The organism is Aurantiacibacter sp. MUD61 (assembly GCF_027912455.1).
Lineage (GTDB): Bacteria > Pseudomonadota > Alphaproteobacteria > Sphingomonadales > Sphingomonadaceae > Alteraurantiacibacter.
The window spans coordinates 16,009-30,788 of sequence record NZ_CP115446.1 but is presented as its reverse complement, the minus strand read 5'-3'; the positions used below and the strand labels follow the sequence as shown (position 1 = coordinate 30,788).

12 protein-coding genes are annotated in these 14,780 nt (G+C 62.2%); 9 read left to right on the top strand and 3 right to left on the bottom strand.

The genetic code is table 11. From position 1 onward, the window contains the following. Positions 1-181: 181 nt before the first annotated feature. Genes O2N64_RS00145 through O2N64_RS00130 form a run of 4 tightly spaced genes read left to right on the top strand, consistent with a single transcriptional unit; the run spans position 182 to position 3,341 of the window. Positions 182-427, top strand: a complete 246-nt coding sequence (locus tag O2N64_RS00145; RefSeq protein WP_271078284.1) for an accessory factor UbiK family protein — start codon at positions 182-184, stop codon at positions 425-427. Between the two features lie 37 nt (positions 428-464). Further along, on the top strand, positions 465-1,064 hold the full coding sequence (recO, locus tag O2N64_RS00140) for a DNA repair protein RecO (protein ID WP_271078283.1): 600 nt from the start codon (positions 465-467) through the stop codon (positions 1,062-1,064). A gap of 1 nt (position 1,065) precedes the next feature. After that, positions 1,066-2,124: a 3-isopropylmalate dehydrogenase gene (leuB, locus tag O2N64_RS00135; RefSeq protein ID WP_271078282.1), complete on the top strand. Its 1,059-nt coding sequence runs from the start codon at positions 1,066-1,068 to the stop codon at positions 2,122-2,124. Positions 2,125-2,174: 50 nt separating this feature from the next. Then, entirely contained in the window at positions 2,175-3,341 is a 1,167-nt protein-coding gene (locus tag O2N64_RS00130; protein WP_271078281.1) for a glycosyltransferase family 2 protein, read from the top strand. On the opposite strand, the gene O2N64_RS00125 is transcribed toward O2N64_RS00130, so the two are convergent. Both O2N64_RS00125 and O2N64_RS00120 read right to left on the bottom strand, forming a co-directional pair. Next, on the bottom strand, positions 3,338-3,709 hold the full coding sequence (locus tag O2N64_RS00125) for a hypothetical protein (RefSeq protein ID WP_271078280.1): 372 nt from the start codon (positions 3,707-3,709) through the stop codon (positions 3,338-3,340). The two genes, O2N64_RS00130 and O2N64_RS00125, sit on opposite strands and share 4 nt — an antisense overlap. Continuing rightward, positions 3,709-4,983, bottom strand: coding sequence for a glycosyltransferase family 39 protein (locus O2N64_RS00120; protein ID WP_271078279.1), 1,275 nt, complete (start codon positions 4,981-4,983; stop codon positions 3,709-3,711). Before O2N64_RS00120 ends, O2N64_RS00125 begins: the two co-directional genes overlap by 1 nt. Positions 4,984-5,061: 78 nt before the next feature. On the opposite strand from O2N64_RS00120, the gene O2N64_RS00115 reads away from it, so the two are divergent. The 4 genes from O2N64_RS00115 to apaG all read left to right on the top strand — a co-directional run bounded on the left by O2N64_RS00115 (position 5,062) and on the right by apaG (position 10,942). Further along, positions 5,062-6,270, top strand: coding sequence for a trans-sulfuration enzyme family protein (locus tag O2N64_RS00115; RefSeq protein ID WP_271078278.1), 1,209 nt, complete (start codon positions 5,062-5,064; stop codon positions 6,268-6,270). A 249-nt stretch (positions 6,271-6,519) separates the two neighbouring features. Continuing rightward, positions 6,520-8,340 (top strand): alpha/beta hydrolase family protein, encoded by a 1,821-nt coding sequence (locus O2N64_RS00110; protein WP_271078277.1) that lies wholly within the window; start codon positions 6,520-6,522, stop codon positions 8,338-8,340. Between the two features lie 124 nt (positions 8,341-8,464). Beyond that, on the top strand, positions 8,465-10,447 hold the full coding sequence (locus O2N64_RS00105) for an alpha/beta hydrolase family protein (protein WP_271078276.1): 1,983 nt from the start codon (positions 8,465-8,467) through the stop codon (positions 10,445-10,447). A gap of 93 nt (positions 10,448-10,540) precedes the next feature. Then, positions 10,541-10,942: a Co2+/Mg2+ efflux protein ApaG gene (gene apaG, locus O2N64_RS00100; protein ID WP_271079677.1), complete on the top strand. Its 402-nt coding sequence runs from the start codon at positions 10,541-10,543 to the stop codon at positions 10,940-10,942. A 310-nt stretch (positions 10,943-11,252) separates the two neighbouring features. Here apaG and O2N64_RS00095 read toward each other — a convergent pair whose 3' ends face one another. Then, a complete protein-coding gene (locus tag O2N64_RS00095; protein WP_271078275.1) occupies positions 11,253-13,853 on the bottom strand; it encodes a M14 metallopeptidase family protein in 2,601 nt (866 codons plus the stop codon). 112 nt (positions 13,854-13,965) lie between these two features. Between O2N64_RS00095 and O2N64_RS00090 the strand changes: the two genes are divergently transcribed. Next, positions 13,966-14,754 (top strand): LysR family transcriptional regulator, encoded by a 789-nt coding sequence (locus O2N64_RS00090; RefSeq protein ID WP_271078274.1) that lies wholly within the window; start codon positions 13,966-13,968, stop codon positions 14,752-14,754. The last annotated feature ends 26 nt before the right edge of the window (positions 14,755-14,780 follow it).

The window sequence follows — 14,780 nt, the reverse complement described above, 5'->3', positions numbered from 1 at the left end:
ACGGCGAGCAACCGCGAAGCCCGCAGGTGCCGCGAAGGCGGACGAAGCCCGCCGGAGCGAATAGCACCGAGGACGATCGCCCGGATGGGCGATCTCGAAACAGACAATCACCGCGCCCGCGGATGCGGGTGCGAAAAACAAAAATCTTGAGTCTTGGCTCAAGAAACCCCACATTCTGACCATGCAAAGCGAAAACAAGATCATCGCCGATTTCGTCAAAGTCGCCAATTCCGCAGCTGGTACGCTCGCTGGGATGGGCCGTGAAGCGCGGGAAAATGCGCGTGAGAAGATGAAAGAGGCCATGGGCGGAATGGACTTTGTCTCCCGCGAAGAATTCGACGCGGTGAAAGACATGGCCGCTATGGCGCGCGAGAAGGTTGAAATCCTTGAAGCCCGCCTCGCTGCGCTTGAAGCGAAGACCAAGTAAGCTCCACATCCTCCCAATAAAGAGCTAGGTAGCGCTGATGCACATCCGCGCACCCGCCATACTCGTCGCCGCTCGCCAGCATGGTGAGACGGCAGTCGTCGCGCGTTTTCTCACAGAGGAATACGGGTTGATCGCAGGCTATGTTGCGGGTGGGCGAGGGCGGCAGCTGCGGCCTGTCGTCATTCCCGGAAATGCGGTGGACCTGCAGCTTTCGGCCAAGTCCGACAGCCAATTGCCCTTCGCCAAAATAGAGCTAACCGACAGCCGCGGACCCTGGCTCGCCGAGCCTCTGCCGGCGGCAGCGATTGGCTGGATCTGCGCGCTCACCGCCACCGCTTTGCCAGAGCGCCAGCCCTATCCAACTCTGTTCGAAGCGCTATCCGGCACGCTGGATGCGATTTGCCATGCGCCTTCGGCACGCGGTTGGGCTTCGGCACTGGTCGGGTACGAAGCGCTGCTGCTGCGTGAGCTTGGCTATGGCGGCGCGGGGGGCAGGCCTGAAGGTGAGCTTTCCGAGATCATAGAGATTATGGACGCGCTGAGCGAGCCGCTCGACCACTACCTGCTTGCCGACCGGCGCGGCGATGTTATGGCGGCGCGCACAAGACTGCGCGCCTTGCTGAAACGGATCGCCTGACATGAAAATCGCCCTGTTCCCCGGAGACGGTATCGGCCCTGAAATCATGGATGAGGCGCGCCGCGTGCTCTGCGCGCTCGACCTACCGGGTCTCGACGTGCTGGAAGGAGATGTCGGCGGCGTTGCGTACAAGCGCCATGGCCATCCGCTGCCCGAAGAAACGCTCGACATGGCGCGTGCTACCGATGGCGTGCTGTTCGGCGCGGTAGGCGATCCGTCCTGTGATAATCTGGAACGCCACCTGCGGCCCGAACAGGCGATCCTCGGCCTCCGCGCGGAACTGGGCCTGTTTGCCAATCTGCGCCCCGCTACGACCTTCGCCGGGCTCGAGGATATGTCCGCTCTGAAGCCCGAAATCGCTCGCGAAATCGATGTGCTGATCGTGCGTGAGCTCAATGGCGACGTGTATTTCGGCGAAAAGGGCATGCGCGAGACCGCGAACGGCGAGCGCGAGGGCTATGACCTCATGTCCTACGCGGAAAGCGAAGTCCGCCGCATCGCGCATGTCGCCTTTCGCGCCGCGCAGGGACGCAAGGGCAAGCTTTGCAGCGTCGACAAGGCCAATGTGCTCGAAACGAGCCAGCTCTGGCGCGATGTTATCATCGAGACCGCTACCGAATATCCGGACGTCGAGCTCAGCCATATGTATGTCGATAATGCCGCCATGCAGCTCGTCAAAAATCCCGGCCAGTTTGATGTGATCGTGACCGGCAATCTCTTCGGCGATGTATTGTCCGATCAGGCGAGCATGTGCGTGGGTTCGATCGGTCTCCTCGCCAGCGCAGCGCTCGGTGAGCGGCAGACCGAATTCGGGACTTTCGGCATGTACGAGCCGATCCACGGCAGCGCCCCGGATATTGCCGGGCAGGGCAAGGCCAATCCGATGGCGATGATCCTCTCGCTGGCGATGCTGCTGCGGCATTCTCTGGGGCGAGAGGAGGATGCGGTGCGGGTCGAAAACGCAGTCGCCAAGGCGCTCGAAGATGGCGTACTCGGCGGCGATCTGGGTGGGTCTGCCGGAACACGCGAAATCGGCGACGCGGTGATGGCGCGGCTGTAAATGCGCGGGCTGGTAACCTTATGGTTAACAATTCCCCGTAACCCGGGTGCATGAAGATGAGCCACGAACAGTTTCAACAGCAGATCGAAACCGCCGCCACCTTGGCGAAGGCGCAGGCCTCGCGCCCGCTGGAGCTGGCGATTGTGCTGCCGACGCTGAATGAAAAAGACAATATCGCCCCGATGGTCGATCGGCTGGAAGAGGCGCTGGGCCCGTCCGGCTGGGAAGCCGTGTTCGTGGACGACAATTCGCATGATGGCACCGCGGAAGAGGCGCGCCGTATCGGTCGCACCGACCCCCGCATCCGCGTGATCCAGCGCATCGGCCGCCGCGGCCTCGCCAGCGCCGCAATCGAAGGCATGTGCGCCACCGCCGCGCCCTATGTCGCGGTAATGGATGCCGATCACCAGCACGATCCGAAACTGCTCATCGACATGCTGGAAGCGGTCAAATCGGGCGAATACGATCTCGCCTATGCCAGTCGCTTTGCCGAAGGCGGCAATGCCGATGGCCTGTCATCGAAGGGCCGTGAAAGCGGCAGCCGTGTCGCCAACGCGCTCGCGCGGAAACTGACCGGGACCGAACTGACCGACGCCATGAGCGGGTTCTTCCTGTTGCGTACGGACCAGCTGCGGAAACAGGCTGGAAACCTTTCGGGCATAGGGTTCAAGATCATGCTCGACATTCTCGCGACTGCCCAGCCGCGTCTCAAAGTGAAGGAATTTCCCTTGAAATTTGCCGAACGTCTCGCTGGCGAAAGCAAGCTCGATCACGGCGTGGTGCTCGATTTCATCGGCGGCCTTGTCGAACGCTATTTCGGCCGCTGGATCCCGACGCGCTTCGTGCTGTTCGGCATGGTCGGCGGCCTCGGCGTCTTCGTCCACATGGCGGTTCTCGCCGCGATTTATACCCCGGGCCTCGTGGCCTTCGGCTGGGGTCAGGCGATCGCGACGATGGTGGCGATGACTTTCAACTTCTGGCTCAACAACCTCCTCACCTATCGCGATAAGAAGCTGGACGGAGCAGACGGCCTGTTCTGGGGCTGGCTCAAATTCTGCGGCGCCTGCGCCGTGGGCGCCTTCGCCAATGTCGCGGTGGCGACGGTGCTGGAAGACCAGGGCCTCGTCTGGTGGGGTGCTGCTCTGATCGGCGTCGTTATCGCGAGCGTGTGGAACTACGCCCTGTCGAGCAAGTTCGTGTGGGGCCGGTTTCGCTAGATATCCGTCTGCGGGATCTGGAAGGTCACCGTCACTTCACCACATGATCGCGGCGCATCGGCCACTTTCGAACGCATGACGTAGAGCTCGATAAATCGCAAATCACCGAGCGAGTGCTGCTGATCTGTTCGCGCGACACAGCCCGCCAAATTCCCCTCAGCGACCACTTCGCAGCGAATACGGACAAGAAATGGATTTGGGACGGATCGCTCAATATGAGGCGGCCACCTCATTTCATGCGCCGGAGCAGGTTGCATTTCAACAAGCGCAGGGCACTCGGCAATGCTGAAGAGGTCGTGAGCTTGAAGCGTTTCCTGTGAGGCTGATGAGAGTGCGAAAGTGCTCGCAACGAAAATTGCAAAGTTCATCACCGCCAACCCTCCGTCCAAGCCCAGTGCAGGAAGTCCTGTGGATCGCCCAACTCCGCCGCCGTCAGGATAGGGAACCAGTAGACGAAGAACGCCAGCGCGCCCGCCACGATGACGCTTGGCACGAGCCGCTCGCCGCGTTGCCACAGCCGTTCCACGCCCAGCGCCAGCGCGCCGCTGATGAACATGCCCGGCAGGAAATAGTGGAAGTAGAATTGCACCGCCTTCGGCGCGACCACCCATAGGGCCATGCTGACGACGTAAAGCAGCACCAGCGCGAGCATGTCCTTGCGCTTTTCGCGCCAGCCCGCCCAGGCGCACCAGCCCATGGCGATCAAGCCGAACCACATCGTCACCGGATTGCCGATGAGCATTACGCCGCGCTGCGCGCCGTCGATACTCTCGTAAAGATACCAGATCGCACGGCTGTTCGCCGCCCATTGCCACCAGACGCTCTGATAGGGATGCGCTTCCAGCACCTGTGTCTGCAGGCCGAGCATGTTCTGGTGGAGGTCAATAAGGCCTGTCGGATTGCCCGAAGGCACGGTCCAAAACAAGAAAGGCCAGAAGGTGATGGCATAGACCGCCAGCGGCAGGAGACCTAGCCAGATCGCCGCTTCCCACAGCGAAATGCCAGCTACCGGCCAGCCGCGTGTCGAGAGGATCAGGCGGCGGCGTTCGGCCTTCCAGCGGGCGGCAAGGAAAGTGAGGCCGGGAAGCATTGCGATGGGAATCGCATTCCACTTGCTCGCCATGGCGCAGCCCAGCGCCACGCCGCAGATTATCAGCCGCCAGCGGCCCGTTTCGTTCTCCCGCACCGCGCCTGCGAACATCCACAGTGCCACCGTCAGGAAACTGACCATGAACACGTCCAGCATGGCGATGCGGGCATGGACGAAGAGCAGGAAATTGGTGCCGACGAATAGGCCCGTCAGCAGGCTAGCGGCGCGGGTCTGGCTGGAGAACCACGCTGCGCGCATCGCAGCAAAGAGAGCTAACGCACCGAACAGCAGGCTCGGCAGCCGCCATCCCCACGGATTATCGCCGAATACTGCGATGCCCAACGCGATAATCTGCTTGGCGAGCGGCGGGTGCTCTACATTGGTGGCGAGCTCCAATTCCAGTACCGCGCGCGCGGCGGGCAGGTAGTGCACCTCGTCGAAATACGGCGCCGTCGGGATGCCGAGCCGCACCAAAGCGAGCGCCGCAAACACCAGCGCAATCGCGATGTTGAGCGCTATCGGATCGCGCGGATGATCGGGAACGTCGTGCATCGCTATGCCAGAGCGTTAATGCGGCAACAGGCGAAGGGCAATTGGCAAACGCGCGCTGTCCCGATAACAGGCGAGCCCATGAAGAAACGCACCGGAACCGATCCCGCCACCACCGGCAAATGGCGCGCTGCGACGCAAGCCGTGCGCGCGGGCACGCATCGCAGCGAGCATGGGGAGACGTCCGAGGCGCTCTACCTCACCAGCGGTTTTACCTATGATTCCGCAGAGGAAGTGGCCGCGCGTTTCGCGGGTGAGGCTGACGGGATGCAGTACTCCCGCTTCAAGAACCCGACGGTTGAAATGGCGCAGCAGCGCATCGCCGCGATGGAAGGCGCAGAGGCGTGCCTGATGCAGGCGAGCGGGATGGCGGCGATGACCTCCTCGCTGCTGTGCATGCTGAGCCAGGGCGACCATGTGGTCGCAGGGCGCGCGGCATTCGGTTCGTGCCGCTGGATCCTCGACAATGTGCTTAACCGCTTCGGCATCACCCACACGGCGATCGACGGGACGGACAATGCCGCATGGGAAGCCGCGGTGCAGCCCAACACCAAGGCGTTCTTCTTCGAAACGCCAGCGAACCCGACGATGGACCTCGTCGATCTGGAATTCGTGTGCGGCCTCGCGAAAGCCAAGGGCATCACCACTGTGGTCGACAATGCCTTTGCGACCAGCGTGCTGCAAAAGCCGATGCAATTCGGCGCGGATGTGGTCGCCTATTCGGCCACCAAGCTGATGGACGGGCAGGGCCGCGTGATGGCGGGCGCGGTGTGCTCCAGACGCGAATGGATCGAAGAGTATCTCTCACCCTTCCAGCGCAACACCGGTCCCATCGTCGCGCCGTTCAACGCATGGGTGGTGATGAAGGGGCTGGAAACGCTCCCCCTCCGCGCCCCCGCACAGAGCAAGAATGCACTGCAGGTCGCGCAATTCCTCGAGGAGAAGGGCCTGCGCGTCCTCCACCCCGATCTGGCCAGCCACCCGCAGCATGACCTTGCGCAAAAGCAGATGGTCGCCGCAGGGCCGATTTTCGCCTTTTTCGCGCCAGATGGACAGGAACAGGCCATGGCATTGTGCAACGCTCTGGAGCTGATCGACATCTCCAACAATATCGGCGATTCCAAAACGCTGATGTGCCACCCGGCCAGCACCACCCATTACAATATGGGCGCAGAAGGCCGCGCAGAGGCGGGCATTGCAGACGGCATGCTGCGCATCAATGTGGGGCTCGAAGACCCGCTCGACCTGATCGAGGATCTGGACCGGGCATTGGGCAGGGTGGGCTTCTAAGACCTGTCACCCGCGACGCGGCATGGCCTTGACTTTGCATTGAAATATCGGTTCCCTAACCGAAATCGGACGGGGGATTGCATGGTATTCAGGACGTTTTTTGCAGCAATTGGCGCTTTGGTTTTGGCTTGCCAGCCAGCCATTGGGCAGGAATCTCGTGCCACGAAGCCGGCGGCATCAGATGCAGTTGGTGCAAATGATGAGACCCCCGACACCATCCCGCTTTCCGCATTCTCATTTCGCTCGGCATTGGGCGGTGCGCAACTTTCGCCGGATGGCAACCGCTTTGCCTACGGAGTCCTGCGCGGCGGCGACACTTATATAGAAGTCTACGATTCCAACACGCTGCAGCGCTACTTCCGCCTGAACCTAGGCGATGACCAGGATTTTCGGTTTTTCCGCTGGGCCGGGAATGACAAATTGCTGTTCTCGATGATTGGGACATATCGCGGCGAGTATCGCTATTCACGGCTGTTCTATTTCGATATCGAGCGGCAGGTATTGCACCCCCTGGTGTCGGACCGGATGGCGTTTGTAGGCGACAATATCGTCCATCTCGATCCGGCGGGTAACTATGTCCTGACAAGCTTCGGCACGTCGTGGGACGAACCGCCGGCGGTCTGGCGCTTCGATTTGACGACCGAGACACCGCCGGAGCCCGTTCGCGTGGAACGTCCCCAGCGCAGGGTCACCCAATGGGTCGCGGATGAGGCCGGAAATGTCCGGATCGGCGTCGGCTTTCAGCGACGTGGCCAGGTACAGATGCAATACCGAGACGGGCCGGAAGCCGAATGGGAGCGGGTGGCGCAAGCGCGCGTAGATGATGAGGAAAGCGAGCTCGACCTTTGGGACTTCATGGGCCTTCGCTCGGATACCAATACAGGCTATTCGATCGGCATACCCGAAGGCGGTGAACGCGCCGCGCTGATAGAGTTTGACTTCAGCACCGGCCAGCCGGGCGATATCGTCTTCGCTTCGCCTGACGAGGATGTGTCCTCCGTGATATTCGACGAGCGAAACAATCCGCTCGCGGTGTCATACCAGGGCGATGATACGCGGCGCAAATGGCTCGATCCCGACATTCAGCAAATGCATGAACATCTGCTCACACGTCTGACGGGACCCCGCGTGCGGATATTGGATATAGCCGCGGACCGGTCCCGACTGTTGGTGGTAGAGCATGGACCTGCCTATCCCGGTGCGCTTTACGTCTACACACCCGCTGATGATCGACTGGACCGTTTCGCCGAGTTCCGCCCCCAGATCGAGCGTCGCCAGCTCTCGGAGCCACAGGCAATCCGTTACGATGCCCGCGATGGCACATCCATCCATGGTTATCTGACGCTTCCGATCGGGCGGGAGCCGACCGGTCTCCCGCTGATCGTGATGCCGCATGGCGGACCTTACGGTATTCGTGACACCGACAGTTACGATGACCGGGTACAGATGTTGGCCAATCGCGGATATGCGGTGGTCCAGCCGAATTTCCGCGGTTCGGGCGGCTACGGTACATCCTTCATGGATCTGGGTTGGGGCCAGATCGGGCGCGCAATGCAAGATGATCTGGATGACGCAGTCGCGCACCTTGTCTCACAAGGTATCGCCGATCCGGAAAGGGTTTGCCTGGTCGGCAGTTCCTATGGCGGTTTCGCAGCTGTCTGGGGCGTCATTCGCAATCCGGAAATATATCGCTGCGCCGCGAGCTGGGCGGGCGTGATGCATTTCGAAAGACAGCTCCATCATGATCGCGATTATCTTTTCGGCCGGAATGCAAGCCGCTGGCGCGAGCGTGTGGATGGGGACCAGACCGATTTCGACCTCGACGATGTATCTCCCGCAGTCCAAGTCGAGCGGCTGACCCGTCCGGTGTTGCTGGCTCATGGCAGGCGCGACAACACAGTGCCCTTCAGTCAGTATAGATTGATGGTCGAGCGTGCCGAGCGTGCCGGTGTTGCACTGGAAACCTTCGAGTTGGCAGGCTCCGGACATTCCTTCTTCAGCAGGCAAGACGAGGAGGCCTATCTACAGACCCTTCTGGATTTCCTTGCAGAACATAATCCTGCCGAGTGAGCGCTGCCAAGTCGTTCACCCTGATAGGGACAGTGGTTATCGCCACGGGTGCAGAAGTTGCTAAAACTACTTGCGATTTCGGGCTGCACAAATATTCTGTGCCCGGTCGCAACAGGGGTCTCACATGAAGTTTTCCGTTCCGCTAGCCGCCATGTTTGGCGCGCTCATTCTCGCTATGCCTGTGAGTGGTTTCGCGCAGGAGCCAGCGTCTCAGGCGCAGGTTGGCGCGTCCGATATTCCGCCGGAAATCCCCACCAGCGCATTCTCCTCGCAATCGCAGATGCGCGGCGCACAGCTCTCGCCCGACGGGTCCAAATTCGCTTTCACCATGATGGCGAATGATGCGCTGTACCTGAGCATTTACGACGCTTCGAATGGCGAACTTGTCGACGGAACGCACATTGGCGACCAGGACCTGTTCAACTTCTTCCGCTGGGCCGGAAACAACCGCATCCTTCTGTCGGTCAATCGGCGTGAAGAACGCCGCGATTACACCTCTTCGCGCCTGATCGCCTATGAACTCGGCACCAATGCCATGGCTCCGCTGGTGCTGCCGCGCATGTCTTTCGATGGCGATGACATTATCCATATCGATCCCGAAGGCGACTTCGTTCTCGTATCCATGGCGCGCGGCACGCGGTCCTGGCCGGCAGTCTATCGCTTCGATCTCACCAATCTGTCGGCAGGGGCGCCCGAGCCTCGTACCGTCCAGGAAGATCGCGACAATGTGTTCTCTTGGATCGCCGATGAAACGGGCACCGTCCGCATGGGCATCGCCGTCTATCGCCGTGGGCGTTACCGGCTGCTCTATCGCAGCAATGGGCAGAACAGTTTCAGCACCGTCGCGCGCACCCGCGCCGACGATGAGGATGCCTTCGAATACTGGAATTTCGGCGGTCTGCGCTCCGGGCGAGACACGGGTTACACTTTCGGCATTCCGGAAGGGGCGGACCGCAGGGCGCTCATGGAATTCGATTTCAGCACCGGCGAAGTCGGCGATGTGGTGTTCGCCTCGGAAGATGAGGATGTGACCAGCGTCGTCCTCGATGAAGCGGGCAACCCCATTGGCGTTGGCTATGCGGGCGACAATTACCGCCGCGAATGGATCGATCCGGAGCTGCGGCGCTGGCGCGAACAGCTTGGCAATGCCCTTACCGGCAGCCGTGTGACGATCCTCGATACGGCGCGCGACCGCAGCCGGATGCTGGTACTGCAATCGGGTCCGGACTATCCCGGTGCGCTTTATGCGTTCACTCCCGAAACGCGGCATCTGGGCCTCTTCGCCGAATATCGCCCCGAAGTGCCACAGGAAGCCCTCGTGAGGCCGCGCCTGATCCGATACGAAGCGCGCGACGGGACTGAGATCCCTGCCTATCTGACGCTGCCACGCGGGCGCGGGGAAACCGGCCTGCCGTTGATCGTGCATCCGCATGGCGGGCCATTCGGCGTTCGCGACACCGACAGATACAACGATATGGTCCAGCTGATGGCCAATCGCGGCTATGCCGTGATCCAGCCCAATTTCCGAGGGTCAGGCGGCTATGGCGAGGCCTATGAACTGCTTGGTAACGGCCAGATCGGCCGCGCCATGCAGGACGATCTCGACGATGCCGTGGCGCATCTGGTCGCTGAAGGGATCGTCGATCCCGACCGGGTGTGCATCTGGGGCGAGAGCTATGGCGGCTTTGCCGCCGTATGGGGTGCGATCCGCAATCCGGAGATCTATCGCTGCGCCATCAGCTTTGCCGGTGTCATGCATTTCGAGCGCCAGCTGCAATATGACCGCGATTTCCTGTTTGGCCGCAACAAGGGCCGCTGGTGGGACCGCGTCGATGGCGACCAGACCGATTTCGATCTCGACGATGTTTCGCCCGCCGTGCAGGTCGCGCGCCTGACGCGCCCGGTCCTGCTGGTCCATGGCGAGGAAGACGAGATCGTGCCGTATGATCAGTACGAACTGATGCTGTCGCGCGCGAACCGTGCCGAAGTGGACATCGAGACGCTGAGCTTCGAGGAATCGGGCCATAGTTTCGACGGGCCGGAGGACGAACAGGCCTATTTCGACGCAGCACTGGACTTTCTGGAACGCCACAATCCGGCCGATTGAGCGGCACGAGGGGGCAATGAGGATCTTACCGACCTTCGCCCCCTTGAGACTGCGCGGAAACCCGCTACCTTTTGGGGCATGACAGTTTCAGCCATCGAGTCCCTGTTCCAGCATGTCGCGATTACGCATGGCATTACCGTGCGCGTCTCGGTCAATTTCATGCCCGAACAATCGCGCATCAGCGCGGGCCGCTGGTTCTGGGTCTATCACATCCGGATCGAGAATGGCCGCGAAGACAGCGTGCAGCTAAAAACCCGCCACTGGCGGATCACCGATGCGGAAGGCATGGTCAACATCGTCAGCGGCGATGGCGTGGTGGGCGAAACCCCGCATCTCGCGCCGGGGCAGACGCATGATTACGTGTCCGGCTGCGAGCTTTCGACCAATCACGGTTCGATGGAAGGGTTTTATACCTTTGAAGCCGAAGGCGGAGAGCCAGTCGAAGTGGCGATTCCGTTCTTCCCGCTCGCTGCGCCTGCCGAAGAGGCGAATTAGTTTTTGTTTGTTTCATGATCGCCCATCCGGGCGATCGTCCTCGCTAGACGCACTCCCCCCGGATCAAGTCCGGGGTACGCGCTCGCTGCGGGCGGGCGTTTGCCCTTGCCCTCGGCTGGTCGCCGAGCGTGCTCCGCGACATCTATTGACTGAAGCGCGAGGATCGCTGGCCGTAGGCTAGCGACAGCGAGCAACCGCGAAGCCCGCAGGTGCCGCGCAGGCGGAACGAAGTCCCGCCGGAGCGAACAGCACCGAGGATGGCGCGCCCGGATGGGCGTGCCGAGGAAAATGACCAAGGGAGAGGGGCGCGTTACTTCACTCTTGAGGGCGCGACCAGCACCGCATTCGCCAGCAGCAAGTCCAGCCCGTCGAGATATCCGCGAACCGTGGGATCATGCGCGAAACCGATGGCGAGGCCGCGGCCGTTGGGTTGGGCAATCATATAGGGCTTGAACGCCATCTGGCGGCGGTTTTCGTCCCAGACATAGCCCGATGCGACCAGGTCGTCTGGTCCGGCATAGCGAACCACATTCACCCCGTCCGACAGGGTCAGCGGAGTGAGGATCAGCGATCCGTTCGCGAATACCGTGGGGGCCGAGCCATCGTATCCGGCGGCGAGGAAATTCTCGCCATCCACTACCGTGTTGAGCAATGCGCCGGGCAGGGTATCGGGGCGACGGGTCTGGTCGAGGATCGCTTCGCGATAATCGTCCGCATCCTCGAACGCGATACCGGGGGCGCTGCTGCCGTCTGCCTCTTCTTCCTTCGGATCGCCGCCCAGAACCGTCTCGCGCTGCGTGGCGAAGAGGGCATCATCGCCGCTGGCAAAGCTCGCAAGCGAATTGCCGTAGGTCACCAGCACGCCGCCATCATTCACAAAGCGCGCAATGGCGGAGCGGGCCGCAGAAGGCAGACCAAAGCTATCGGTGACCAGCAGCACGTCGAAATCGCCCAACTGCGCGCGCGCCACATTGTCGACGCGGATCGGCGCGACGGGCAGGCCGAAGCGCTGCTCGATCACATAGCGGCTCGCCCCGGCAGAGAGCGGGGAGATGTTGCCGTCCCACAGCATCGCGATGCGCGGGGTTTGCAGCAGCACGAAGCTGTCACTGCCGAGGTTGGGGCCGTCATCGACCCAGCCGGAGGCGAGCGGGCGCGTTTCCGCCCCGATCTCGCGCGCCAGTTCGACCAGCGTATCGAGCGATCCGCCATTTTCGGACAGGGTGAACACCACCGAACCGCGCGGGAAGGTCTCGCCGCCCACGGTGAAGGCCGTATCGGTCGAGCGGCCCTTCAAGCCAGCCTGAAGCGCGCGGGCGACGAGCTGCACCTGTCCGCTATCGGTCCACGGCACGGCGATACCGAACGCACCCGGCGCATCGGCGCGGTTGGGCAGCGGCGCATCGGCGCTCACTGCAACCCCGCTCGCGGCAGAGCTGCATTGCGCGATGTCGAGCCCGCTCATCTGGCCGACCGACCAGGCGGTGGTATCGTAAATCTCATGCGGCAGATCGCTCGCGCGGCGCGCTTCCTGCGCTTCCACAAAGTCGGCAGGCAATTGCACATCGCGGTCCAGCAGGCTGCGGATCAACCGCGCGGTCGGCTGGCGCATGGAGATCGAGAGATAACCTTCGGGATAGTTACGCCCGCATGCAGTGGCAGGTCCGGCCACGCGGCCCACGGCGACACCCTGATGGACGAGGCGCCGCGCGAGGGCCTCCGCATTCCACGTGCGGTCCGCCAGATCGATCACGAACCAGCCGCTGCCCACGGCTCCGGCGGCCGCGCTGCGGCGGTATTCGGAATAATCGCCAAGGAACAGATCGGCATTGCGCGCCACCGTCTCTGCCGTCGCCATGGAGGTGACGAAGTGATTGCGCACGCCTTCGCCATAGGTCAGCAGCTCGCCATTGCTGCGCTCCCACACAAGGCCGCGCGCGCTGCTCTGCTCGAACGTCATCGCGATCGCCCCGTTCAGCGTCGGCCACGTGTCGCCATAGCCGGGGTAGAACGCATCGAAGACTTCGCGTGTGTAATAGGGCTCCCCGATGCGGTCCATCCACGCCGCCATGTTCCGGCCGAGCAAGCCCTGCCGCTCACGCTGGGTGGAGGTGATGTACGGATTGAACGGATCGGCAGACGGCGGGAAGAAATAGGTGCTGTCGCCGCCCATCTCATGCGCATCGACGAGCACGACAGGATTCCAGTCGCGCACAGCGGCAACCTTGCCCACGCTCTCGGGCTGGGTGAGGGCAAACCAGTCGCGGTTGAGGTCGAACAAATAGTGGTTGTAGCGACCGCCCGGCCACGGCTGGTCATGCCCCGCCGTGTAACGATTGCCCGAAGGCGCAATGCCCAGCTGCGCGTAATAGGAATTGGTGAAACGCGCCCGCCCATCGGGGTTTTGCGAGGGATCGATAATCACCACGCTATTGCCGAGGATCAGGTCAACAAGCTCGTCCCCCTGTGCTGCCAGCAGGTGGTAGGCCACCGCCAGCGCCGCATCGGACGAGCTGATCTCATCGCCATGCACGCCGTAGGAAAGCCAGGTGACAGGCACGCTGTCCGCCCCCGGGGCCCCGCCGTTCGCGATGCGCTGCATATCGGCTTGGATAGCATCGATGCGCGCCATGTTCGCACGGCTGGTGATGACCGCATAGACAAGCGGGCGACCTTCCCAGCTCGTCGCATATTCCACAATCCGCATCCGCTCGGGCGCGGCTTCGGCCAACGCTTCCATATAGCGCAGCACCATGTCGGGCCGGGTGATCTGCTCGCCGGATCGATGGCCAGCCACTTCTTCCAGCGTCGGAATGCTCTCTTCGAAATTGCCTTCAAGGAAGCTTTGCGCCGCTGCGGGTGAAACCATCACGGCAAGGGAAGCGAAAGCAGCAAGCAGCAGGCGGAACATGCGATTCTCCGACGGAGGGAAATTTGACAAAGGTCTGCGCACTTGCCCCCGCGCGGTCAAGCATCTTGCCGCAGCGCGCCAACCTCCATAAAGCCCCGCCTTGGAAACACAGATGAAACGCACGCACCTTCCCCTGAACGCCCTGCGCGTATTCGATGCCGCCGCCCGGCATCTGAGCTTCACCCGCGCGGCAGACGAGCTGGCGGTGACGCCCGCCGCTGTCGGCCAGCAGATCCGCGCGCTGGAAGATGTGCTGGGCGTGGTCCTCTTCCGCCGCACATCCAAGGGGCTGGAGCTGACGGACGAAGCCTCCGCCGGGCTCGATTCGCTGCGCGACGGCTTCCTGAAGTTCGAGGAAAGCGTGCAGGCGATGCAGGCCGGCCAGGCGAGCAGCAAATATTCGATCGCCGCGCCGCGCGAATTCTACGCCCAATGGCTCGCACCAAGGCTCGCCGAATTCCGCCGCGAAAATCCGGATATTACCATCGTGCTGACATCGGATGAAAACGCGGATTTCACCGAGAGCAACCTCGATATCGCCATCCGGCTGGTCGATGGCCCAGGCGATCTGGAAGGTGTGCAGCTCGTCGATGGCTGCAAGGTGGAAGTGAAAGCTCCCGCCGCGCCCGACAGCTGGATCAGCTGGCCCACCTATCCCGCACCCGAAGGATCGGACGTGGTTCTCTCGGTCGGCAATGCCGGGCAAGTCCTCTCCTCGGCACTTGCCGGAATTGGGCATGCCTATCTCCCCCTGCCGCTGGTGGACGAATGCATCGCCGATGGCCGCCTCGAACTGGTCGGCGAACCCGCAGACTGCCGCCAGGCCTACTGGCTCGTCGCCCCGCGCCCGCAGTGGCGGCAGAAAAAGGTGAGAGCGCTGGTGGCGTTCCTGGTGGGCTGACCATCGCTTTCAGAATGCGCAATGCT